Source organism: Paenibacillus sp. FSL R5-0527, assembly GCF_038008055.1.
Taxonomy (GTDB): domain Bacteria; phylum Bacillota; class Bacilli; order Paenibacillales; family Paenibacillaceae; genus Fontibacillus; species Fontibacillus macerans.
Window position 1 is genome coordinate 6,371,464 of the sequence record NZ_JBBOYI010000001.1, and the last position, 22,781, is coordinate 6,394,244.

The 22,781-nt window shown below is 57.3% G+C and carries 15 protein-coding genes and 1 riboswitch; of the genes, 4 read left to right on the plus strand and 11 right to left on the minus strand.

What is annotated here, in order from left to right; translation table 11 throughout:
* Window positions 1-347 precede the first annotated feature (347 nt).
* Window positions 348-1,535, minus strand: a complete 1,188-nt coding sequence (locus NYE69_RS28665) for a glycosyltransferase family 4 protein (protein WP_340929318.1) — start codon at window positions 1,533-1,535, stop codon at window positions 348-350.
* Window positions 1,536-1,732: 197 nt separating this feature from the next.
* On the opposite strand from NYE69_RS28665, the gene NYE69_RS28670 reads away from it, so the two are divergent.
* The gene (locus NYE69_RS28670; RefSeq protein WP_340929319.1) at window positions 1,733-2,863 is read left to right on the plus strand and encodes a YheC/YheD family endospore coat-associated protein; all 1,131 of its coding nucleotides are present in this window, start codon (window positions 1,733-1,735) and stop codon (window positions 2,861-2,863) included.
* Between the two features lie 10 nt (window positions 2,864-2,873).
* Here the strand turns inward: NYE69_RS28670 and NYE69_RS28675 are convergent, their stop codons facing one another.
* From NYE69_RS28675 to NYE69_RS28685, 3 genes are read right to left on the minus strand one after another with little or no spacing between them, the layout of a single operon-like run.
* Window positions 2,874-3,671, minus strand: coding sequence for an energy-coupling factor transporter transmembrane component T family protein (locus tag NYE69_RS28675; RefSeq protein ID WP_340929321.1), 798 nt, complete (start codon window positions 3,669-3,671; stop codon window positions 2,874-2,876).
* Entirely contained in the window at window positions 3,668-5,383 is a 1,716-nt protein-coding gene (locus NYE69_RS28680) for an ABC transporter ATP-binding protein (protein WP_340929323.1), read from the minus strand. Before NYE69_RS28680 ends, NYE69_RS28675 begins: the two co-directional genes overlap by 4 nt.
* A 2-nt stretch (window positions 5,384-5,385) precedes the next feature.
* Complete coding sequence (locus NYE69_RS28685) at window positions 5,386-5,991, minus strand: ECF transporter S component (RefSeq protein WP_340929325.1); 606 nt, start codon at window positions 5,989-5,991, stop codon at window positions 5,386-5,388.
* Between the two features lie 102 nt (window positions 5,992-6,093).
* Window positions 6,094-6,205, minus strand: a riboswitch (TPP riboswitch).
* A gap of 157 nt (window positions 6,206-6,362) precedes the next feature.
* Between NYE69_RS28685 and asd the strand changes: the two genes are divergently transcribed.
* Window positions 6,363-7,169: an archaetidylserine decarboxylase gene (gene asd, locus NYE69_RS28690; protein WP_340929327.1), complete on the plus strand. Its 807-nt coding sequence runs from the start codon at window positions 6,363-6,365 to the stop codon at window positions 7,167-7,169.
* A gap of 301 nt (window positions 7,170-7,470) precedes the next feature.
* Here the strand turns inward: asd and NYE69_RS28695 are convergent, their stop codons facing one another.
* The 3 genes from NYE69_RS28695 to NYE69_RS28705 form a co-directional block, all read right to left on the minus strand.
* Window positions 7,471-8,256 (minus strand): helix-turn-helix domain-containing protein, encoded by a 786-nt coding sequence (locus NYE69_RS28695; RefSeq protein WP_328272313.1) that lies wholly within the window; start codon window positions 8,254-8,256, stop codon window positions 7,471-7,473.
* 93 nt (window positions 8,257-8,349) lie between these two features.
* The gene (locus NYE69_RS28700) at window positions 8,350-10,026 is read right to left on the minus strand and encodes an aminotransferase-like domain-containing protein (protein ID WP_340929329.1); all 1,677 of its coding nucleotides are present in this window, start codon (window positions 10,024-10,026) and stop codon (window positions 8,350-8,352) included.
* Between the two features lie 743 nt (window positions 10,027-10,769).
* On the minus strand, window positions 10,770-11,888 hold the full coding sequence (locus NYE69_RS28705; RefSeq protein ID WP_036623922.1) for an IS110 family transposase: 1,119 nt from the start codon (window positions 11,886-11,888) through the stop codon (window positions 10,770-10,772).
* Between the two features lie 464 nt (window positions 11,889-12,352).
* On the opposite strand from NYE69_RS28705, the gene NYE69_RS28710 reads away from it, so the two are divergent.
* Together NYE69_RS28710 and NYE69_RS28715 are read left to right on the plus strand one after the other, a co-directional pair.
* The gene (locus tag NYE69_RS28710) at window positions 12,353-12,973 is read left to right on the plus strand and encodes a pyridoxamine 5'-phosphate oxidase family protein (protein ID WP_340929330.1); all 621 of its coding nucleotides are present in this window, start codon (window positions 12,353-12,355) and stop codon (window positions 12,971-12,973) included.
* Window positions 12,974-13,084: 111 nt separating this feature from the next.
* Window positions 13,085-14,383: an aminotransferase class I/II-fold pyridoxal phosphate-dependent enzyme gene (locus NYE69_RS28715; RefSeq protein ID WP_340929331.1), complete on the plus strand. Its 1,299-nt coding sequence runs from the start codon at window positions 13,085-13,087 to the stop codon at window positions 14,381-14,383.
* Window positions 14,384-14,464: 81 nt separating this feature from the next.
* Here NYE69_RS28715 and NYE69_RS28720 read toward each other — a convergent pair whose 3' ends face one another.
* The 4 genes from NYE69_RS28720 to NYE69_RS33825 all read right to left on the minus strand — a co-directional run bounded on the left by NYE69_RS28720 (window position 14,465) and on the right by NYE69_RS33825 (window position 22,377).
* A complete protein-coding gene (locus NYE69_RS28720) occupies window positions 14,465-15,682 on the minus strand; it encodes an ABC transporter permease (RefSeq protein WP_340929333.1) in 1,218 nt (405 codons plus the stop codon).
* Between the two features lie 3 nt (window positions 15,683-15,685).
* Window positions 15,686-16,432 carry an ABC transporter ATP-binding protein gene (locus tag NYE69_RS28725; protein WP_036620296.1) on the minus strand — a complete coding sequence of 249 codons (747 nt, stop codon included), beginning with the start codon at window positions 16,430-16,432 and terminating at the stop codon, window positions 15,686-15,688.
* Between the two features lie 82 nt (window positions 16,433-16,514).
* On the minus strand, window positions 16,515-18,038 hold the full coding sequence (locus NYE69_RS28730) for a DEAD/DEAH box helicase (RefSeq protein ID WP_340929336.1): 1,524 nt from the start codon (window positions 18,036-18,038) through the stop codon (window positions 16,515-16,517).
* Between the two features lie 718 nt (window positions 18,039-18,756).
* A complete protein-coding gene (locus NYE69_RS33825; protein ID WP_445744797.1) occupies window positions 18,757-22,377 on the minus strand; it encodes a carbohydrate binding domain-containing protein in 3,621 nt (1,206 codons plus the stop codon).
* Between the last annotated feature and the right edge of the window lie 404 nt (window positions 22,378-22,781).

Below are 22,781 nucleotides of genomic sequence, written 5' to 3' on the forward strand. Positions count from 1 at the left end.
ACAGAGATAGAACAGGTTAGGGAGCTATGTCAAAATACGGGTTTACGCACATTTGTACATTGCATTTCCGCTCAAAAGCAAAACGTACAACTAGATTACCGCGAACAAGCGCATCAGCACGTTTTATTGCATTTCCGGCCGGCAACTACTTCCATACATTATTGCCGGACCCTGCGAATCGTGCTTGTTTAAATGCAGGATTTGCATTTAAACAAGCGCCCCGCTCCATTTTGCGAACAATAAATGTATCTTTTGCAACTATCGGGCGGTACGTGCGCGATATCATAGAAAAGGCCTGGCCGGCGGCCAGGTCTTTTCTATATCCACCTGCATCAAGCTTCTTCCCGCTAAGGCTGCTGTTTCCATTGCGGGGTGTTTGCCGGAATGACCCTGCCGGCGCAGATCATCTCGACCCACCGATCGGCCGTATGCTGCCAGCGGAAGCGGCTGCGGGCAAGCTCGTATCCGGCCAGACCCATCGTTTTGCACAGCGCTTCATCCTGCAGCAGCCGGATGATCCGGTCCGCCAACTCGCCAACCCTCCCCTCCGCAGGCACCAGAAACCCGGAATAACCGTCAGCGACGATTTCGGGATTTCCGCCCGTACGGGCCGCTACAACCGGCACGGCCGAGGCCATCGCCTCGATGTTGATCAGGCTGAACGCTTCTTCTTCGCTAGGCGGAACGACCAGGCAATCGGCGGTATTGTACCAATCGGCGATTTTGGGATAAGGCGTAAACGGCAAAAAAACAACCCGGTCCTTAAAGGGCTCCGCCATCGCTTGGAGCTTGCAGACATAGTCCGTTTCCCGGTTGGCGCCGTAACAACTGCCGCCCACGATGATCAGCATGGCTTCGGGCACCTGACGCAGCACGCCCGGAAACGCGGCCAGCAAATGGTGCGCGCCTTTGGCCGGAAGCAGGCGGCCGACGAACAGGACCACCTTCCGGTTTTCCCACCCGCCTTCGGCCAGCCGCGCCCTGCGCAGCGCTTCTCCGTCCGGCGTCCAGCGCGGAACGAAATCCTCCGGGCTGACGCCCGGCGGATTGACCCAAATCGGCGTGAAAAGGCCGGGGAAGCGGAATAGCAGCTCCTGCTTCAAATACTCGCTGCCCACGACAATCCCGTCTACGCTTTCGAGCATTTGCTGCATGCGGGGTTTGGGGTGGCAGGAAGGGGAAATAAACGCGGTGGAATGAAGGGTAAGCAGCACCCGGGCCAGCGGCAGGCGGCTTTTTAACTGAAAAGCAAGCAGCGGCCGATTGTGAACGTCAACGGTTCCGGGCCGCCATTTTCGCAAATGGCGTAAAATCGACTCCAGATAGAGCCGCCCGCCGGGCAAACGGTAAATCGGAACGTTTCCGATCCAGCCCTGGGAAGGCAAATGTCCGTCCGCCATGCCAAAAATGCGGATTTTTACATGTTCCGCCGCGAGCGGGACCATTTTTTCAATCATCCGTTCCACCGAACTGCTTTTGCCTGAAGGCGCGGCGAACGATCCGGGCGTGATCACCGCTGTCTTTTCCCGTTCCATGAACGATCCCCTCCTTCCTTTCGCTAGCTTCGCTACCCTAAATATACGATACCCGCCCGGTAAATGTGACTGCCGGCCAGAAAGCGGGGCTTCGGGAAGCCTGCCCGAAAACAGGCGGCTGACGCAGAACAGTCGTCCACTCTTTTTGAACGGGACAACATAGATTAAAGGAAGAAGCAAGGGAGGAGGAACTACCTTTGAAGCAGGACTATGTAGGAATACTGCTGAACTCCGGGATGTTCCGGGGAATTCCGCAGCGAAAAACCGGCCAGGAGTCGATCTCCAATTATGAAGAGGCGGCCCGGGAACACGGCCTGATCCCCTGCTTTCTCCGCTTGGGCGATATCGACCTGTTCCGGGGAACCTGCTCCGGCTACGTATCGAATGGCAAAGAATACGTGATCACCGACCTTCCCCTGCCGCCGGTCATTCATAACCGGGCCTTGTATCCCGAGCCTGCAGCGCACCAACAGATCCGCAACCTGATCTCCCGGGGCATCGCGATTTTCAACGTCAACAACCGTTATGGCAAAGATGTCATCCACCGCCTGCTGTGGAACGCTCCGCATCTGCGCGGCTATTTGCCCGAGGCCGCTCCGGCCAAGCCGGCCGCACTGCGCGCCATGATGTCCAAATATTCCGACCTGATGCTTAAGCCGATCCGCGGTTCCGTCGGATACGGAATCATGCGGCTGCGCCGCAATGAGCAAAGCTGGGAACTGATCTATGCGTCCAAAGATAAAAAAAATGAATGGCGAACCGCCAAGCTCCCCCAAGGAGACTTGCCGCTCTGGACGCGGCGCTTGCTGCAGCAGACCCCTTACCTCGTTCAGGAGCGCATTCCGCTGGCGGAATACGACTCCCGTCCGATAGATTTGCGCGTTACCGTCCAACGCGGCGGGCTCGGCGAATGGGCCGTCACGGGGCTGTTCGCCAAGGTGGCCCGCAAAGGCAGTTTTCTGTGCAACATCGCCAAGGGAGGGGAAGTGATCCCGGCGGCAGAGCTGCTGGTCCATGTTTTGTCCCCGCATTCAGTCTCCGCGGCCCTCGCCCATGTAGAGGCGCTGGCGCTGGCGATCAGCCGTTATCTCGGCAAGCAGTTGCCCCTGCTTGCCGATCTGGGTCTCGACATCGGCCTCACCATGAGCGGGCGTCCCTACTTTATTGAATGCAACGGACGCGACCAACGTTACGGATTCCGCAAAGCCGGGTTGACCGAGATATGGAAAAACACGTACCGTCAGCCGATGTCTTACGCAAGATACCTGCTCGATCATCCGCAAGGGCGGACGGCCGCGCCAAAGCTGCCGCAGGAAAATGCCTTATAATCGTCCTTGCTCACCTGACATCGGCAATGCCGAACAGCGGATACGTCCGCGAAAGCGCGAAGGCGGCCGCCACGGCAGCGCCCATGACGAGCAGCACCAGCAGGTCATACCGCGAATAAGCGAAGCGGTAATAATAAGTGCGCGGCCGGCTGCCGTCAAAATCTTTGGCCTCCATAGCCACGGCCACGCGGTGCGCCCGGCGGATGCTTTGCGAGAGCAGCGGCACCGCGTAAAGCCGGGCCAGCTTGGCCCAGCCCCGCGGTCCCCGCGGCGTGCGCACGCCGCGGATGCGCAGGGCGCTCCGGCGGATCTGCAGCTCCTCCCAGACCATCGGGAGCAGCCGCACGGAAGCCATAAAGCTGTAGGCATATTTGGGCGCAAGCTTGACCTGCTGCATCAGCGAGTAAAACAGAGCGACGGACGAGGTGGTCAGCACGAAGAGCAAGCCTTCCGCCGCAAAGGTTACCGACTTGAGCCCGATGTGAACGCCGCGGAAAAAACTCTCCTCCGAAATGCGAATGAGGCCCCAGGACCACCATTCGTGCTCGCCTTTGCCGAACAAAATCATCGTAGAGGAAGACGAAATGAAGATGAGCAGAAAGGGCAGGACAAGCAGCGCGATTTTCCACGGCTCGTATCCGCTCAGCAGAAACAGGAGCAGCGTAAACAATACGGCTTGATAAAACATGAAATCGGGACGGTGCGTAAACAAGGTCACCAGAAACAGCAAAACGAACAGCGCCAGCTTGCAGGCCGGGTTAGCCCGGTGCAGCCAGCCCTTCATTTTGGGGGCCAATAGCGGCTTCATCGCAGGGTCACCGCCTTTGGGGCGGAGCCGGAGGCGGCTCTGCCGGGGACGGATGAAGCGAAGGAGCCGGCCGATTCGGACAGGCCCGTTCCTCCCGGCTCCGCCGCAATCCCGGCCATTGCCGCCCCGCGTTCCGTGCAGGAGCGGGAGACCAGCCGCCCTTCCCGCACTTCCCAGCGCTGGGTTGCTGCCGTGGCGGCAATCCACTCCTCGTGCGTGACCATCACGATCGCCGTCCCGCGCCGCCGCAGCTCTTCGCATAACGAAAGGATCGCAAACGCGTTTGCCGCATCCTGGCCAAAGGTCGGTTCGTCGAGCAGCAGCAGCGGCTGCTCGCGCACGGCCGCGCTGGCGACGCTGAGCCGCCGTTTTTGCCCCAGCGACAGCTGGTAGGGATGCCGCCCCTCGTACCCTTCCAGGCCGAATTGCCGCAAAATCCGCGCCGTACGCCCGCGAATTCCGGCCGCGGAAAGCCCGCCTTCCCTAAGCGAAAAAGCGGCTTCCTCGTCCACCCGGTCGGCGACAAATTGAAATTCCGGGTTTTGAAAAACAAAGCCGATTTCCTGCGCCGCCCGCTCCATCTGGCGCCGGCGGACGCGGCGGCCGACCTTGCCCCCTTGCATCGGAACGCCCCGCAGAAAGTATTCGCCCTCCGTTTTCAGAAGTCCCATCAGACTGAGCAGCAGCGAGCTTTTTCCCGCGCCGTTCGGTCCTGTGACGGCGATAAAATCGCCGGGCATCACCGCGGCATGTTCGACTTCTATAACCGGCCTCCCCATCCTCAGCCCGCGAAATCCTTTAAGTTCGACAAGCGGCGCGGGGCCGGGGATTGGGCCGGAGCACGCAGCCGCCGAGAACGGAGCGCTCGAGGGAGCGCCCAAGGGAAAGCCCGGCGTCCCGGCGGAGGAACCGCCGCCATCCCCGCTCCGCGCCGGAGCCGGCACCGGCTCCAGCAGGCGCCGCCCCTCCGGCGCGGCCAGAAACTCCGTCCAAACTCCGGGATACCAGATGCCGAATTCCTTTAACTCCCGCCGGAACTCCGCAAAAATCGTCTCCGGCGATCCCTGGCCCAGCAGGCGGCCGTCCGGTCCGAACAACGCGACCCGGTCGACGAGTCCGAGCGCCAGAATTTCCTCGATCCGGTGTTCGACGATGATCAGCGTGCGGCCCTCGGCAATGCGGCTGACGGACTGCCAAATCTGCTCGCGCCCTTCGGGATCGAGCAGCGCGGAAGGCTCGTCGAGCAGCAAAACCTCCGGATCGCCGAGCAGCACCGAAGCCAAAGCGAGCCGCTGCTTCATCCCTTGCGACAGGGCCTGGATCGGCATGTGCAGCTCGGGCAAACGCAGCCCGACGTCCTCCAGCACCGCCTCCATCCGGGCGGTCATTTCCGGCCGGGGGACCCCCAGGTTTTCCAGCGTAAAAGCCAGCTCCTCATCCACGAAAGGCATGCAAAACTGGGTATCGGGATCCTGAAACACATAGCCCCAGGAGCGGGGCAAACGCTGCGACGCACAGCGCATCGGAACCTCCACAAGCCGCGGGATAATCCCCGACAGCACCTGAAGAAGCGTGGATTTCCCGCTCCCGCTAGGGCCGAGCAGGAGCACTTTTTCCCCGCGAAAAGCCCGAAAGCTCAAATCCTTAAACACAAACCGCGTCTCCCCCGGAAATTTCAGCCTAAGATCGCAAACTTCAACGGCCGTTTCCATGGTTAATCATCCAGCGCCGCATAATCTTTGGGATCGACGGGGCGCAGCAGGGTGGTCACGCCCGTGGCCTCCACGGCTTTGGCCAGCCCGTAAGCGAAGTAACCGGCGATCAGCGCGGAGCTGACGGCCCGCATTGCGTATTTGGCGATCAGCAGCCAGGTTTCATAGTCCTGCACGTATCCGTAATAAATATCCGGAATGATGGAGCCGACCGCGGCCCCGATGCCGGCCAAAGCGGCGATGGAACCGGAAAATTTGCGGTACCGGAAAGCCGCGAATACGAGCTCCGCCCCCAAGCCTTGCAGCACACTGTACAGCACAAGCTGAACGCCCCATTCGCTGCCGAACAAAATTTCCACATGAGCCGCGGCCACTTCCGCGATCAGCGCCACCCCCGGCTTGCGGATCAGCAAAAATACGAGCGTCGGAGCCAGAAACCACATTCCGTAGACGATTTCATCGGCCTGCGGAAACAGCGGCGAGAACAAGTTATACACCGAGCTCCAGAAATGATAAACTACGCCAAGCACGACCGACACGAGCACGGTCACCAGCAGATCGCTCAGCTTCAGCCCGCGGCCGCTTTGTTTTGTTGCTGCTTCTTGCATGTTTTTCTCCCCTTTTCAAAAAATATATTTTTTTCGCAAACGACAAAAAACCGCCAGAATAAGCTCAGGCGGCGCTCAGGTCACGGGTATGGACGCAGGGTATATCCCGGACATTCGATTCTCTACGCTGGCATTATCCAGATCAGATTAACGGTCCGCAGCGGAATATGCTGCCATCTCAGCCTGATTCACTCAAGCCCCCGTATCGTATGCGATTGTCTTTAACATACACCAACCGTTTTCAAGCATCAAGAACAAATTTTAAACATTCAAGTTTCAATGCGCAGGAGAAACCGCTCTCATATTGATTTCGTCCCCGTTCTGTGTCAAGATAAGCGGAAGTGGCACATCAAGAGTAGGAGGTTGCTTTCTTGGCGGCAGCATGGATGAAGTGGATGACGGAATTGTCCTCCCGCAAATCGGTTTGCAGGCTGATGGGAAAGTTTTCCCATTCGGAAATCAGCCGGCTGATGATCCCTTTGTTCGCAAAATCGTACGCAATTCCACTGCATGAAGCGGAAAAAGAACTGCGGGAATACCGGACGCTCAACGAATTTTTCACCCGCAAATTAAAGCCGGGCATGCGTCCGGTTCATGCGGAGCAGGGCGGCATGGTCAGCCCCGTGGACGCGCTGATTACGTTTATGGGGGAAATCCGCTCCGGCACGATTCTAAACGTGAAAGGCCAGGATTACTCCGTTGAGGAACTGCTCAACCGTTCCCCGCGCATCGAATCGTATAAGCATGGCTATGCTTTTGTGTTATATTTGAGCCCGACCGATTACCATCGCATCCATGCCCCCGTCACCGGCAAAAAGCTGGAAAGCGAGCATATCGAAGGCCGGGTATATCCGGTTAACGACTTCGGCATGCGCCATATGAAAAAGGTGTTATGCCGGAACGAGCGGCTGATTACGTATATTTCCCATGAGCATGGAGAGGTGGCGCTCGTCAAAGTCGGGGCGATGAACGTCAGCAGCATCAAATATACCGACGAACGGGCGAAAAGCTGGAACCAGGGAGACGATCTCGCCTATTTCGAATTCGGCTCCACCGTGGTGCTGCTGACCGAAAGCGGGAGTTTTCAGCCGTTGCCCGGACTAGAGGCCGGACAGAAGGTGCGAATGGGCGAGTTGCTCGGCCGCTTTACGTCTCCGTCGCGCTGCTTAAACGCCTGACGGCGTCTTGCCGCTTCATGAATGGCTGAACCATACGGGAGAGAGATGGGAATAAGGCTGGGGATTGGACAAACCGGCGTGGCATTTCAAGCGGGTACCCGCGTCACCGGAAATCTAACGGTTGTGGCGGCCGTTAGAATAAATACGCAACTTGTCGGGTTTGATATGAGCAGCAATGTGAGTTATGCCGCTATTGTGAGGTTTCCCCACCGCCTGCGCAAAATAGCGGAACTTTTTGTCCTTATTTGGGGACCAAGCTCAGAACAAACACCTTTTGCCCGCGCCTGGCCCAAATCTTCGATCAGCGGATTTCCGACGGGCTTTTGCCGGTGTACTGCTTGAATTGGCGGCTGAAAAAGAAAATGTCCCGGTAGCCGAGCGCGTCGGCCACCTCGGTGACGTTCATGCCGGCGTGCAGCAGCAAGTGCTGGGCACGGTCGATCCGCGATTTGATGATGTACGATTGAACGGACATCCCGATGATTTCCTTGAACTTGATCGAGAAATAACGCGGGGACAACCCGGCCCGCGCCGCCAGATCCTGCACTTTGTGGGGCAAGCCCGGATGCTGGAGCACGTAGTTGGCTACCTCGTGGATCACTTCATGCAGCTGGTTGCTGACTTTTTTCTCCATCGGCACCTGGCGCTCCTCGCGCAGCAAATGAATGAGCAGCTGTTTGAGGATGAGCCGCGCCTCCTCTTCGGCGGCGTAAGCCTTCACCAGAAACAGGCGGACGTAGCGGGACAGCATGTATTCAAAATCGAGGGTATCTTCAAGCACGCGGTAAGGTCCCGGCACTTCGGTCACCGGCTCGCTGACGTCGAAATGGATATACGTGAGAACAAGCGGACGCTGCGGATTGTGCGTGGCGCTCGTATGATCCCCTTTCCGGAACAGAAAGCAGCTTCCTTTGCTGACCTGAATCGGCTGGTCGTTCAGGACAACCGTTCCTTCGCCGCTCCAAACGTAAAACAGGTCATAATTATCCAGCGGTTTTTCCCGCTTATGCCATTTCCAACCGGGTTCGCAAACGATTTTGGCAAACGCCGGCTTCAATATAAACGAAGACGGTGAAACGTGAAGCATGTCCTTCCCTCCCGAAAAAAAATCCTTAAAACTTCAAAAGATGATTTTTTGAACAACCTCATAAAGATGAATGTTTATTCTCTTATTATACCCTTAATTCCCGTTCTCTTGAATATCTATCCACGCCGCTTTCATGCGGTCCACCCCTTCGAGCAGCGATTTTTCGTCCAAATGGTCAAAACAAAAGCAAGCGGCCGGCTCTCCCGGGGTCAACCGGTAGATGGCGGCGTCGCGGAACAACACGCCCCGCCGGACCGCGGCGGCCTGAAAAGCGCGGTATTCCTCCGGCGATTTCCGCCAAAGCGCGTACATCAGCAGCCCGGCGTCGGCCGGCTGGAGCCGGAACAGGTCGCCCAGCTCGTGTTCCAGCCGGGTGCGGAACGCTTCCTGCTTGGCGCCGTAATAACGCCGCATCCGGCGCAGATGGCGGTCATAGCCGCCCGTACGCATGAACCGGGCCAGCGCCCGCTGCTCCAGCCGCGCCGGGGGCGCCGGCTCGTAGAGCGCCTTGGCGCTCGCCAGCGGCCGCACCAGGCTGCGCGGCAGCACCGCATAGCCGATCCGCAGGGCGGCGAACATCGTCCTCGAGAAGGAGCCGATGTAGATGACGCGCTCCTCCTGGTCCAGCGCCTTCAGCGGCTCCAGCGGGCGGCCGCCCCAGCGGAACTCGCTGTCGTAGTCGTCCTCGACGATGACCGCGTTCCGCCGCGACGCCCACTTCAGCAGTTCGCGCCGCCGGGCGTGGGAGAGCACGGCGCCGGTGGGGAACTGCCGCCCCGGCGTCACGAACAGCAGCCGCGCGTCCCAATCGCGCGGCACGATCCCTTGGCCGTCCAGCCGTGCCGGGACGGCCGTGCCCCCGCAGGCGGCGACCGCCCGGGCGATCCCGTAGTAACAGGGATCTTCCAGCACGGCCGGTTCGCCTTCCCCCAGCAGCAGCTGGGTCAGCAGCGTTATCGCCTGCATCGAGCCGTTGAACAGGCAGATTTGCTCCGCATCTGCCGAGATGCCCCGGCTGCGCCGCAAATGCGCGGCGATCGCCTGGCGCAGCTCCAGCTCGCCGAGCGGGTCCGCGCCGGTGCGGCCGGGAGCGGCGCTCTCCCCGGCCGCGCCGCCCGGATCAGCGCGGTCCAGGCTCGCACGCTTTGTGTCGGCGCGGCTTCCGCCTGCTCCGGCCGCGCCGGACCCGCACGCTCCGTACGCCCCGCTCACGCCCGCGTCGCCGGACTTGCCGCGCGCCGCCCAGGCGAGCGCGCTTTTCCACTCGGCGGCCGGGAACAGCGCTTCCCACGGCCCGCCGTCGCGGTAAGAGATCACGCCGGCCGGCTCCGGCGAAGCCACGGCTGCGGCCGCCGCGCCCGGGAAACGGCCGTCCCCGTCGCCGTCCCCCGCTGCCCCGCCGTCAAGCCTGGCGTCCCTTTGATTCCCGGTCCTGTCCATCACCGACACCACCCGCCGCCCCCATGGCGACAAAACAACCTGCGCCTTGCGGTCCGAGGTCTCCTGCCGAGGCGCGAGCATCCCGGTAACGAACGTCCCGCTGCCCACGATCGTGCGGACGTAACCTTCCGCATGCAGCATATCGTAAGCCTGCGAGACGCTCCCGCGCGACAAGCCGTACATCGCCGCCAGCTCGCGGGTGGCCGGCAGCCGCGTTCCTTCCGGAAGCGTCCCGTTATGAATGGCCGTGCGGAGCGCATGATACAAGGCCAAATATTTATAGCGGTATTTTTCGCTGAACGACTGCAAAGCTATAGTAAAATCAGGCATTTTCCAAGTCTCCTCCCCGCTGCTTAACACGCTGTGGCTGCTTTATAAGTTAAACTATTGTAAGTTGAACCATTGATTGTACGGATCGGGGCAGCCGTGTGAAATGTTCTTACGATCGCTGCCCACTCGCGGATTTCTCTAATTGAACTAACATTTTCTCGCCACTACATTTTAACGGTTGCCACAGCCGCTATTTGCTCCAATATCGCCGTTTTCAAATTCTAACGGTTGCCGTAGCGCTTATTTAGCTAAAACCCGGCGATTTGGACTCAGATTTGAGCAGATAACCGCGCTCACAACCGTTAAAATTTAGAAAGGGGCTTTTTTGGCAAAATAGCGACTAATACAACCGTTGCTATGAACGTTTTTGTCAAGCCCTCCGTGTGAGAGGTGCCTGAGCACGTGGCGCGAGAGCAAAAATGCGAGCGACGGTCGGCACGCTGCTATCCGTGGGTTGGTACCACATGTTATGCCTTCGTCAAGGAGAGCTCTTGCAAGCTAGAAGCGCACGTTCAGTTACTCACCTAGTGCAAACGGTTGACGCAAATTCTCTCCCGGAACCTTCGTTTGCTCCCGGGCCTCGTGCTCAGGCGTGAGCTTGTCAAGCGCTTTTCTTGACAAGCGGTTAGGTTCAAATCAACACTTTTCCTATTCCTCATTGGAAATGAGGAACGCCTCACGGCGAGTGTGGGGGTGCAGGGGGCAACGCTCCCTGCGTCTCCCCAAAGGGGACGGAAGGGGCGTTAGTTAGCCACCGGTTGTTCCACCGTTCGAGCAACAGCCCATATGAACCCGGTTAGCTCCCTGGCCACCGCGCCTACGGCCACATTTTTGTGTTTGTTCTTTCCAAAAATGAGATGACGGTATTTGTAATGCAATCTTTCTTGCGCTTTCCACGACAACAGTTGTATATCGGCCGGCATGCCATCCAAACGCTTGGCGAGATCTCCTTTCACCGCAGGCCGATGACGGTAGCTCCAGGCGGATTCCACCAAGGATCGGCGCAAGCGCCCGTTACCGGCTTTGGTCATACTTCCGCGCCGAGTACTCAGGCCGGTTGAACTCTCACGAGGAACCAACCCTAAATACGCCATGAGTTGGGCCGGGGAGCGGAAGCGAGTAAATGAACCGATCTCAGCAGCTAGAGTGACGGCCGTCAGTAGTCCAATCCCACGCAGGGACTGAAGCACCCGAATCAGAGTTGCCTTGGAGCCGACCGTGGCTTGCTGAACCAAGGCTTTTTCCAAACGCCCCATCCGCTGCTCGATCTCATTTAAGGTATGGAGCATCTCGTCGAAGGCTACTTGCATGGGCTCATAAGGGAATGTCAGTTGCTCCAGCCAGGAACGGTACTTCCGGGTCCAACGACGCTTTATCGTAGCCGGCGGTTCGATTTGATGGCGGAGCAGGAACTTCAATATCCGCTGGCGTGCCCGATGCGCGTCCTCTTTGGCGGCCTCCCGGGCGCGAACCAACTCCCGCAAAGCCTCGTCTTCCCGCTCCGGGACGTAGACAGGAGTCAATTCTCCTGCACGAAACAGACGGGCAAGCTGCTCGGCGTCCCGTCGATCCGTCTTCACGTGATCACCAGGGCGTTTGGGAATAAGCGACGGAGCAATGACAACGCAATGGGCTCCCATGGAGGTGATCCAGCGATAGGTTTCGTAACCTGTCGGACCTGCCTCATAACAAAACGATAGCGTTTCGGCCGGTCCCAGTTCTTTGATCAGCTTGCGCAGCGCCGCCGGAGTGTGAGGAATGCTCCCGTAATAGCGAGGAGTTTCACCGCTTGCATCTGCAATAGCAACCGAAATTTTTTCTTTGGATACATCTAAACCGACGAATTTTGTGGTAGACTGCATAGTATCAGCTCTCCTTTGCTATGTAGCTCTGAAATGGTTTGGTTTTCACTATCCATTTTAACCTACGAGATGTAGCAATATGGAGGGCTGTCTTTTGTTTACGTTCATCATAGCTAGATTTCTGGCGTGATCTCAAATGAAATAGCGGGCAAAGTGTGCGAGAAATTTTGTGCAGGCGTTAATGCAACGCCGTTGACATATCTGGCCTTTACCCGGCAAATAGCGACTCCCTTGTCCGTTAGAAATCAAACCGTCGTCTTTTCAGGCAAATAAGGGCGCTCATGCCCGTTAGCCTCCATACAAGTCGAAGCTGTCGTCACCAACGTTCGCCTTATTTCATTCAGGAGCAGTCTACTGGTTCCTTTACGCTTAAATTGGCCTACTAATTTAAATCTAAATTGGTTCTTTTTTAATGTCAATTTACGGCGTATGCTGAATGTCAAAACAAGCAGGGAGCGAAACATATGCGCAGAAAAGAATTTGCAATGCAGGATGAAACGGAAGTCCAAGCGTTTTTGCGGGAGATGAGCTATGGCTTTCTCGGCACCGTCGGCGAAGACGGCTGGAGCCGGGTGACTCCGCTGAATTTTGTATACGACGGACGGTTCTTTTATTTTCACGGCAGCCTGGCCGGGGAAAAAATGAAGCAGCTTGCCCGCGATCCGCGGGTCAGCTTCACCGTGGCGAAGGAGTATGCAATTATTCCGTCTTATTTTACCGACCCGCTGCTGGCTTGTCCGGCTTCCGCCTTTTTTAAAAGCGTGATGGTCCGCGGAAGAGTGGAAAAGGTCGAAGACGCCCGGGAAAAGGCGGATGCGTTCACCTTGTTTATGGAAAAGCTCCAGCCCGAAGGCGGCTACAAGCCGATCGATCCGGCTGATCCCAAATATGCGGGGCAGCTCAAGGCGGTGGCGCTATGCCGGATCGTCCCGGAGACGATGACCGCCAAATTCAAATTCGGGCAAAATCAGAGCGAAGCGAAGTTTGACGCCGTGGTCGAAGGGCTGCGGCAGCGGGGCGGCGAGCTGGACGCGGAAACGATCGAGCATATGAAAAAATACTGCCCGTTTCACCGCGAAAAATAGACCGGTGCGGCGGTTTTAGATCGTGACTCGATCTGACCGAAATGATATAATGTTAGGCAGTTTAAGACGGTACTGCCCTAAATTATTAAACGGATCGGAAGGATGAATGTGATGAACCCACTTGCGGAGCAGTTAAACGAGAACATCAAATCGGGGAACAGCCACGTGTATGACATGCTGTCGGGGCTGGGCAAAGAAATTTATTTTCCGAAGGAAGGCATTTTGAGCCAGTCCGCCGAAGCTTCAGCCCAAGCGAAAAAATATAACGCCACGATCGGCATCGCTACGGAAAGCGGGGGACCGATGCACCTGGCGGCGATCCAGGATACGTTGTCCGCTTATAAGCCGCAGGATTTGTACCCTTACGCGCCGCCGGCGGGCAAACCGGAGCTGCGCAAAGTTTGGCGGGCCAAAATGCTGCAGGAGAACCCGTCGCTTGCGGGCAAAAGCTTCGGCAATCCGATCGCGACGAACGCGCTGACCCACGGGCTCAGCATCGTCGCCGACCTGTTTGCGGACGAGGGCGACGCGGTTATTTTTCCGGATAAAAATTGGGAGAACTACGAGCTGACTTTCGGCATCCGCCGTCATGCCCGGATCGTCAACTTCCCCTTGTTTACCGATGAGATGACGTTTAACAGCGCCGGCTTGAAAGAAGCCCTGCTCGCCCAAAAGGACAAGGGTAAAGCGATCGTCATCCTGAACTTCCCGAACAACCCGACCGGATATACGCCGGGCGCAAAGGAAGGCGGGGAGATTGTGGACGCGATTCAGGCCGCCGCGGAAGCCGGGATTAACGTGGTCGTCGTCACCGATGACGCTTATTTCGGCTTGTTCTTCGAGGACTCGCTTACGGAATCGCTGTTCGGCAAGCTGGCCGGCCTGCATCCGCGGATTTTGCCGGTGAAGATCGACGGGGCGACCAAAGAGGAATATGTGTGGGGCTTCCGCGTCGGGTTCATCACATTCGCGGCGGACGACGAAGCGCTGCTCGCCGCCCTGGAGCAAAAGGCGCTCGGCATCATCCGCGCCACCATTTCCAGCGGGCCGCATCCGTCGCAGACATTCGTGCTGAAGGCGCTGCAGTCGCCGGAGTTCGAAGCGCAGAAGGCGGAGAAATTCAAGGCGATGAAAGGCCGCGCCAACAAGGTCAAAGCGCTGCTGGACAGCGGCAAGTACGGGGACGTTTGGGAATATTACCCGTTTAACTCCGGTTATTTCATGTGCCTGAAGCTGAAGACCGTTTCGGCGGAGGCGCTGCGCCAGCATTTGATTCACCAATACGGCGTCGGCACGATCGCGCTCGGCGAAACCGACCTGCGCATTGCGTTCTCCTGCATCTCCGAGGAAAATCTGGAGGAACTGTTTGATTTGATCTACCAAGGCGTTCAGGACCTGCAATCGAAATAGTCATTTTTACGTTTAGATCATCTTATGAATCATGGCCCGTATTCCTGCTCGGCAGGAGTGCGGGCCATTTTGCTTCAAACTTTATTCGTCCAGCTCTTCTTCCCGCCATTTGCGGGACCAAATACTGCGGAGCGCCCAGGCAAACGCCAGGCCGGCGGCAAGGCTGCCGAACGTGAGCGCCGCGTCTCCGCCGGGAGACAGGACCATCGGCAGCCAAAGCAGTACGGCCAGCGCAAACAGCAGGCGCGAGGTGATGCGCAGCGCGGCGGCCTTTCTGGCCCCCGGCGGAAGCGGATAAAAGGAAGCCGCCGGGGAATCGCGGTGCGCATGGCGCAGGGAAGCCAGCTGGGTTCCCGTCAGAAATACGAACAGCAGGTACAACACCGCGCCCAGCCAGGTCCGCCCGTTCCAGCCGACAAGCAAGAGGCCGAGCAGCGTCAGCCGGATCAACATGCCCAGCAGCTCGCTGCGGACGAAGGTTTTGATCAGCAGGTAGCGGTAAGCAGCCGCAGGCGTCCAGGGCGTGCGGTTGCCGGCCGCGGACAACCAGCGGCGCCGGATTACCTTTTGCCCTTCCGCCGGAACATCCACGAACCAGCCGAGCAGCAGCAGCACCTTGGCTTCGTTCGATTTTTCCGCCGCGATCAGGTTGTCCCAGGGCACGGCATGCTTCATCGGAAAACGCAGCACGAGCGCATAGTTCAGGCCGACGAGCAGCGTAAACAACGCGCTTTTCCAGGCGGGCTGCCACAGCCAAGCCGCGACCATCAGCAGGATGAAGCACCAGCGCAGCAGGCGGTAGCCCGTTCGGGCCCGCGCCGTCGTAATGCGCAGCTCCTGCCATGCGCCGTAAGCGCTTAGCGCTTTAAGCAGCAGCAGGATGAGCATCATCAGCCACAGCGGCTGTACGATTGCGGAGCTTCGTATGTAAAGCGGCCAAACGAGCAGCAGCACGATATACAACCCGATCAGCTTATAAATAATACCGCTGCGAAAGGCGGGGGACAAATATTCCTTCATCCGCGTCTCCTGCGGCAGCAGGAAAATTACGTCCGCCGGCTCAACATAAGTCCGGAACCCGGAATAAACCGTCAACGGGCCCAGCAAAAGCAGCATGATCCAGGAAACCGGCAGACCGGGGGGAAGATTTTGCAAAAAAGCCGTATACCAGGCGGAAAAAGCAATGATCAGCAGGAGCAGCAGCACGGCGACACCGCTTTGGAACACATAAGGCAAATACGGGAGCACCTTGCCCCAAAACGCCGCTTTGCGCCGGCTCCGCAGCGCTCGAAGTTCCATAGGCTACGCTCCGTCCTTCACTAAAGCGTAAAAAATCGATTCCAGCGCGGCTCCCGGCATTTGGGCCTGCTCCCCGATTTCGGCTAGCGTTCCTTGCGCGATCACCTTCCCGCGATGCAAAACGATAAAACGGTCGCAATAATTCTCGATGGTCGACAGGATGTGCGAGCTCAGTAAAATCGACGACCCGCTCTCCTTCATCTCCAGCATGAAGTCGAGCAGCGAGCGGATTCCCAGCGGGTCCAGCCCGAGAAAAGGCTCATCGATGATGTACAGCGGCGGACGGGCGACGAAGGCGCACATAATCATCACCTTCTGCTTCATGCCTTTGGAGAGATGCATCGACAGGCTGTCCGCCTTCTCCTCCATGCGGAACAGCTTCAGCAGCCGTTCCGCCCTGTCTTGGTAATCCTCGGGGCCGACCCCGTAAGCCCTGGCGGTGAATTCCAGGTGCTCCCTCACGGTCAATTCTTCATACAGCAGCGGGGATTCCGGCACAAACGCAAGCGAGGACTGGTATGCTTCCGGCGCCTCTTCCCGCGTCTTTCCGGTGACGTAAATGCCGCCCCGGTGCGGCGCCATCAGCCCAAGAATATGTTTCATCGTCGTGCTTTTGCCGGCGCCGTTCAGGCCGATCAGCCCCACCATTTCGCCCGGCCCCACCTCAAAGCTGACGTCATGGAGCACCGGACGGCCCAGGCTGTATCCCCCGCTTAGCTCCTCGACTTGCAGTACGGGCATTTCACTCAATTCAGAACTCCTCCCAACAAAGAAACGCGGAGCTTGGATAAGCTCACTGCGCTATCTTACTCATCGGTTCATAAAATTCGCTTTAACCGTGCGGCTTTTTGTTTTTCAGCCACCGCGGCGCGCCTTTGTTCTTACGGTCCTCCTGGCGCTCTTTCTTCCGCTCGCCCGCCGGATTCATCTTGCGCGCTCCCCCGCCGGCCGCCCCGCCCAAAGCGGGGGCTGCGGCCTTGCGCCCGGATACGGGCAGGCTGCCGAAGCCGGATTTCCCCGCTGACGAACGCTCCGCGCTTCCGCGATCGTCTCGTTCCGGCAGCACCCGCCCGGCGGTTTTGCCCCTGCGCCCTCCTTCGGCGGGATAGCGGCCGCCGGACGCAGCGCCGGGCCCTTCCGCCGCGTGGCGGCGGACAGCGCTCACCCCCGCCTTTTTGCCCCCGGACGGATGGCGGCGTCTCCCGGCCGGCGACTGCTCCTCCAGCCCCAGCACTTCGCCCTGATACAGCGTCTTCGGCTCGATTTCAATGCCCAGCTCGCGGGAAAACTTGCGCATGATGAACTCTTCCTGCGGCGAGACGATCGAGACGGCCAGGCCGCGCTTGCCCATCCGCCCCGTGCGTCCGGCGCGGTGTACATAATGTTCGGCGTCGATCGGCGGGTCCAGATTCACGACCAGGGCGAGATCCTCGATGTCCAGGCCTCTGGCGGCTACGTCGCTGGCCACAAGCAGGCGGATTTTGCCCTCGCGGAATCGCCGCAGCGTAAGGCTGCGCGCCGCTTTGTCCGCATCGCCGTACAAAGCGCCGGCGCTAAGGCCGACGTAGTTCATTTTGCCTTCCACTTCGGCGATCTGGTCGGTGTGGTTGATGAACACGATCGCCCGGGCCGGATCGAAATGCCTGACGATGCGGCGCAGCGTGTCGATTTTGTCGCGCGGTTCGCAGACGAAATAAATATGCTCCAGGCTTTTGGATGTCCGCTGTTCCGGTTCGATTCCGATTTCCACCGGGTTGTTCATCTCTTTGGCCGCCAGGGCCCGGATGTCCGGGGTGATCGTCGCGGACAGGAACATCAGCTGCCGGTCGCGCAGGGTCGCGCGCAAAATATGTTCCACATCGGCGGCGCCCCCGAGCTTGAACATTTGGTCGGCTTCGTCCACAACCACGGTTTTAAGCGCGTGCAGCTTCAGTTTGCGAAGGGCCAGGATCTCCCGGATCCGCCCTGGCGTTCCGACCACAAGCTGGGGATGCTGCTTCAGCCGCTCCAGCTGTCTTTTCACGGAGGCTCCGCCGATCAGCGCCTGGGACAAAATCCCGAGCGCTTCCCCGTATTTCTCCGCCTCCCGCAAAATTTGCATGGCCAGTTCCTGCGTTGGCGCAAGGATCAGGGCCTGCAGCGTTTTTGCCCCCGGATCGATGGACTGCAGGATCGGCAGCAAATAAGCCAGCGTTTTGCCGGTGCCCGTCTGCGACTGCGCAAGCACATCGCGTCCTTCCAGCGCCGCGGGAATGCATTCCGCCTGTACCGGCGATGGTTCCGTAATGCCGTAGTCCATCAGCTTCGCGGACAACAGTTCTCCGATTCCAAGCCCGGCAAACGTCGTATTTGTCATATCCATTCATCCTTTTTCATTTATCGTTAACCACTCTTGATCATTGCTTAGAATGTTAATATTTTCATTATATGCGATATACGGCGGTCACAACAAATAAATCACGTATGAAAAACGTCGATCGCGGTACATTTCAGGTGGACAGAGCGCGTTAGGCGGCGGTTTTTCTTTCGATATAAGGATGCTGGTGGTCCGGGATTATGCGAAATCTGGAAATATGTGCGATATGTGCGATATTAGGAAATATGTATGATATCTGGAATAGCACGAAATCTGGAATAGCACGAAATCTGGAATAGTGCGAAATCTGGAATAGTGCGATATCAGGAATAGTGTAATATGTAATATCTGGGCTTGTGCGATTCCGGACTTATGCGAAATACGGGTTGCACCAAACCAGGGATTATGCCAAATCCGGGTCTGCGTCCTAAGCTAATTTCTATGAAATGCAAAAGTGCAGGCGAATCTTGTCAAAACCTCCCGAAATGGTCTGTCGAATGCAAAAGTGCATTTCATTTCCGGGCAAAAGATGCTTTTTTATAAAAAAACCCAAAACAGATGTATTTTTGCATTTCATTCGCTCGAAAATGGTGATTTACGAAAAATGAAATGCATTTTTGCATTTGATTCAGCTAATTCGCCCCGCCATTCCAAGAAAAACCCCCTTGCCATGATCGGCTCATGGCAAAGGGGCATTTTTCGCTCGATCTTCGGTTGTCTAGGCGGACAAACGGCTTACCCATGGGTCGCCGACATGAATTACGCCAGCATGCTGTACACCAGCATGGAGTACGCCAACATGGAGTACGCCAGCATGGAGTACGCCGCCGGGCTTGGCATCACTTAAGATTGACAATGTTTCCGGTCCCGCTTCAAAAGCGGGCGGCTCGGGAACGACCGGCGCCGGCTCGATTTCGGACGCTGGCTCGATTTCGGACGCTGGCTCCGAATCCGGTAAAATATCCGGAGGCGGTGATTCCAGCCCGGTCTGATTTTGATTGGGCTCCAAGCCGGCGGAACCCGCCGCTTCCTCGGCAGACGCAGGGACGGTCGGCGCACCCTCCCGTATATTGCCATAGCTGCTGAAAGTCCATGTCCCTATCCCAAAAAAGTAATTTTTACCGTTGTTGCTGTCCCAGTGCCCGCTGCCATTGCTAAAGCAAGCTTCCAGCCTTTGCGCCGTTCCGATGTCAACCGTCAGCTTGCTATAGCCCGCTGCTTCGGACGATTCCATTCGCACGCCCGGTACGGCTGTCCATTCGCCGCCTTCCGGACGGTAGTGCATGTACGGCGTGTTGAAGCCTTCCTTATAGTAAACGGTCACTTGATTGCCAGCACTCGGGTTGGGCGCGCCCGCGGTTATCTTGCCATTCCCGGAATACGTCCAGGTGCCTACCCCGAAGAAGTAGTTCCGCTGATTGTTGCTGTCCCACTGATTATTGCCGTTGTTGAAGGCGGCCTCCAGCCTTTGCGCCGTTCCGATATCGACCGTCAGCTTGCTGTAGCCCGCTGCTTCGGACGATTCCATTCGCACGCCCGGTACGGCTGTCCATTCGCCGCCTTCCGGGCGGTAGTGCATGTACGGCGTGTTGAAGCCGCGCTTGTAATATACAGTGACCTGATTGCCGCCGGTTCCCGCCGGTTCGGTCGTTACTTCCAGCGGATCGCTTGGCGCGGATACATTGCCCGCGGCATCGCGCGCCTTGACAGAATAAATGTAAGCGGTTTCAGGCGAGAGGACCGTATCCGTATACGCGGTTGCCTCCGTGCTTCCGATTTTCTCTGTTCCCCGGAAAATATCATAGGCGGCCACACCGACATTATCGGTTGCAGCGGCCCAGGCGAGGCTTACCGTCCGATCCGTTACCGCGATCGCGCGGAGGCCGGTCGGAGCCGTCGGCGCTTCCGTATCCCCCTGACCGTCCGGATTCGAATCATGCCACCGTCCATCATACCAGCCGTCTGCGGCCAACGGGAAGCCGGGTTGGTTCTGTCCTGGATTTTGTCGTCCTTTGTCATCCCTGAATATAACCGTAGCGTTATCCACGCCATCAATCGTATAGGAATACCAGTCTCCCGTCCCCCTCGTCATGACTGGAGCTTCCGCCCAAGCAGGCTCGGCCACCTTAGGCGAAGTTTCATAGAAATACAGGCGAGGCGTTCCCCAGTCAGCGGGCTTTTTGAAATGAACGCTCAACCCGGCATGCGGATCTTTTTTCGTAAAAATATACTGCTGTGTGGAAACACCATCTTCATTTACGGCATGCATTCTCAAGGTTAGCTTATCGTTGAACTCCATATTTTCGCCAATTGCGATCTCCGTCCCGTCGGTGAAGGCAATCCCTCCCTGCGGATCGCTGCCGTCCAGCGTGTATTTTCCGCTGTCCGCCTTCCTCACTTGCAGCTTAATCGTGAGCGTGTCCGTCTTAAAGTTTCCTCCCGCAGGATCGGCGAACAACAGCGGCAGCGGGGATTCCCCGATCTGTTCGATTAGGATCAGTCCGTTGGCTCCCGCCGTGAAAGTCGCTGTACCGCCGCTGACGACCGCCTCGTTTCCGGTGTAAGCGTCTCGAACGAGCGTTCCGTCCGGGAACACGGGCGATACGTTGACCGCAGTAGAACCGGAGGCGTTGATAGCCACGACAACCTTGTCCTCGATCCCGTCCTTGGCGTACGTCCGGCTGAACGTATACGGGCTGTCGGCGATTTTGACGTGCCGGCCCGCTCCGACCGCAATATGTTTGTTCCGGAATTGGCCGACTTTTTGCCAATGGGACAATACGTTCTGGTTGATGTTGTCCCAATTCATCGCTGAACGCGTCCCCTGTTGCGGGTCGGAACCGGTCTCCCCAAAAGGTCTGGCGGTTTCGTCGCCGTAGAAAGTTTGCACGCCGCCCGGCAGCAGAAGCAGCGCCGTTCCGGCCTGGGTCAGCCGTCCCCGGTCATACAGCCGGGTGTCGTGCGAAGAAATGTAGCTGAGCACGTTGAAGTTCGGATCGGCATTTAACTTTGCGGCGTAATCGGCATAGATGCTCTCGAGGGAATTGATGTTGGAATCCTGGAAGCTGAAATTGATGACCGAATCGAATCCGTAGTTGAAATACTCGCTTTTGCCGACGCCGTGTCCCCAGACTTCCCCGGTCATCCAGAAATCTTCGGTCCAAGCCGCGCCCGGTTTGTCAGGATTGTTCTGCCTCCATCTGTGCAAAGCCGCGCTGGCCTCATTTTTCAGTTGCTTCCAGCGGTTTAGTTCCACATGCTTGGCCGTGTCGGCCCGAAATCCGTCGATCCCGAACTCTTCAACCCAGGCGGCAAGCCATTTGACGAGGTAATCCGCCGGAGCGACGCCAAGATCTTTTCTTAAAGGTACCGCCGCCGGAACGATCCACTGCTCGTAGCCCGCCGTTTCCTTAGCCCATTTCGCTTGCAAAAGCGGAGCCAGCCCGATGTTGTTTGTCACATTCGTGCGGAAGTCCGGCAAGTTGCCGACAAGTTGCGTAAGATCGTTCGAACCACCAGGGTCATAACCGGCAATGCCGGCACGTACCCAGGTATTCCACCATTTTGACCAGGCGGAAGCGTCGTTATAGTTAATGTAATCGTGATAGCTGTGCCAGGTTTGCCCATTGCCCGGAGCCCAGTCTGCGCCGACCGTTTTACTGCCGAAGCCGTACTCCTCCATATCCTTTAGCGTGTTGTAGCCGGGATGGTTCATCACGATGTCAAGCACAACCCGGATGCCTTGGGCATGTGCCGTGTCCACAAATTCACGCATGTCCTCGATAGTCCCCATGTTGCGGTCGATCATCGTGAAGTCGAGGGCGTAATAGCCATGATAGCCGTAATGGGCAAAATCGCCGCCATTGCCTCCGCCGACAAACCCGTGAATCTGCTCATAGGGAGCCGAAATCCAGATAGCATTGACGCCTAAGTCCGTAAAGTACCCCTCTTTCAGTTTTTGTGTAAGCCCTTTCAAATCTCCGCCATGGAAAGTTCCAATATTTTTGCCGGCCGCATCCCGGGAAGGTCTTCCGTACGAATTATTGTTGCTTGGATCCCCGTCCTTGAAGCGGTCGGTTAAGACAAAATACACGTTGGCGTTATCCCAATTGAACGTCGGGTTCTTGCCGGAATCTTCCGGAACACCGATTGTACCCGCGCCGCCGGCAATCACCTCCGGGTTTGCCAGATTAAAGAGGGCAGCCGGTTGTCCGGCGGATGTTGTTGTTGAAGCAGCCGAATCAGCTTGTGCGGAAGGCAGCGGATGGATAAAAAAAGATGTCGCAAAAAACATGGCGGCAACGAACAGGGCCGTTATTTTCCGAACTCTCTTATTCACTGCAAGATCCTCCTTCATAATTTAGGTTCGCAAGCATCGATTTGGGCTTATCCTGATGTATTTCCACTTTGTGCAAACGTTTGAATTTTGATCAATATTGATCCCTAGCCTCATTTAGCGCCAAACACCTTGTGCAAACGTTTGAATTTTGGGGCGTGCTTTACTCACCTCCATAACAGGATATACAGTTCCTTAAAAACAAAGCTGATGTAAGCGCGTAAGCGCATTCAAAATCGATTAATCCTAAATATGTTTATTTATGTAAGGAACTGTAGTTAGATTGTACCAAATATTTCTTGTTTTTCAATGTTTTTTTATGCGTCTTACGATGTCCCGGAAAAATAGCGGTAAATTATGGCCTTATTCTGTAAATTCACCTTGTTGTTCGCCAAATAGCGGAAATT

Excerpts from the sequence above, each read along its gene's own strand:
- NYE69_RS28665 (WP_340929318.1), bottom strand. The coding sequence starts at position 1,535 with ATGGAACGGGAAAAGACAGCGGTGATCACGCCCGGATCGTTCGCCGCG.
- NYE69_RS28675 (WP_340929321.1), bottom strand. The coding sequence starts at position 3,671 with ATGAAGCCGCTATTGGCCCCCAAAATGAAGGGCTGGCTGCACCGGGCT.
- NYE69_RS28680 (WP_340929323.1), bottom strand. The coding sequence starts at position 5,383 with ATGGAAACGGCCGTTGAAGTTTGCGATCTTAGGCTGAAATTTCCGGGG.
- NYE69_RS28685 (WP_340929325.1), bottom strand. The coding sequence starts at position 5,991 with ATGCAAGAAGCAGCAACAAAACAAAGCGGCCGCGGGCTGAAGCTGAGC.
- NYE69_RS28695 (WP_328272313.1), bottom strand. The coding sequence starts at position 8,256 with ATGCTTCACGTTTCACCGTCTTCGTTTATATTGAAGCCGGCGTTTGCC.
- NYE69_RS28700 (WP_340929329.1), bottom strand. The coding sequence starts at position 10,026 with ATGCCTGATTTTACTATAGCTTTGCAGTCGTTCAGCGAAAAATACCGC.
- NYE69_RS28705 (WP_036623922.1), bottom strand. The coding sequence starts at position 11,888 with ATGCAGTCTACCACAAAATTCGTCGGTTTAGATGTATCCAAAGAAAAA.
- NYE69_RS28710 (WP_340929330.1), top strand. The coding sequence starts at position 12,353 with ATGCGCAGAAAAGAATTTGCAATGCAGGATGAAACGGAAGTCCAAGCG.
- NYE69_RS28715 (WP_340929331.1), top strand. The coding sequence starts at position 13,085 with ATGAACCCACTTGCGGAGCAGTTAAACGAGAACATCAAATCGGGGAAC.
- NYE69_RS28720 (WP_340929333.1), bottom strand. The coding sequence starts at position 15,682 with ATGGAACTTCGAGCGCTGCGGAGCCGGCGCAAAGCGGCGTTTTGGGGC.
- NYE69_RS28730 (WP_340929336.1), bottom strand. The coding sequence starts at position 18,038 with ATGACAAATACGACGTTTGCCGGGCTTGGAATCGGAGAACTGTTGTCC.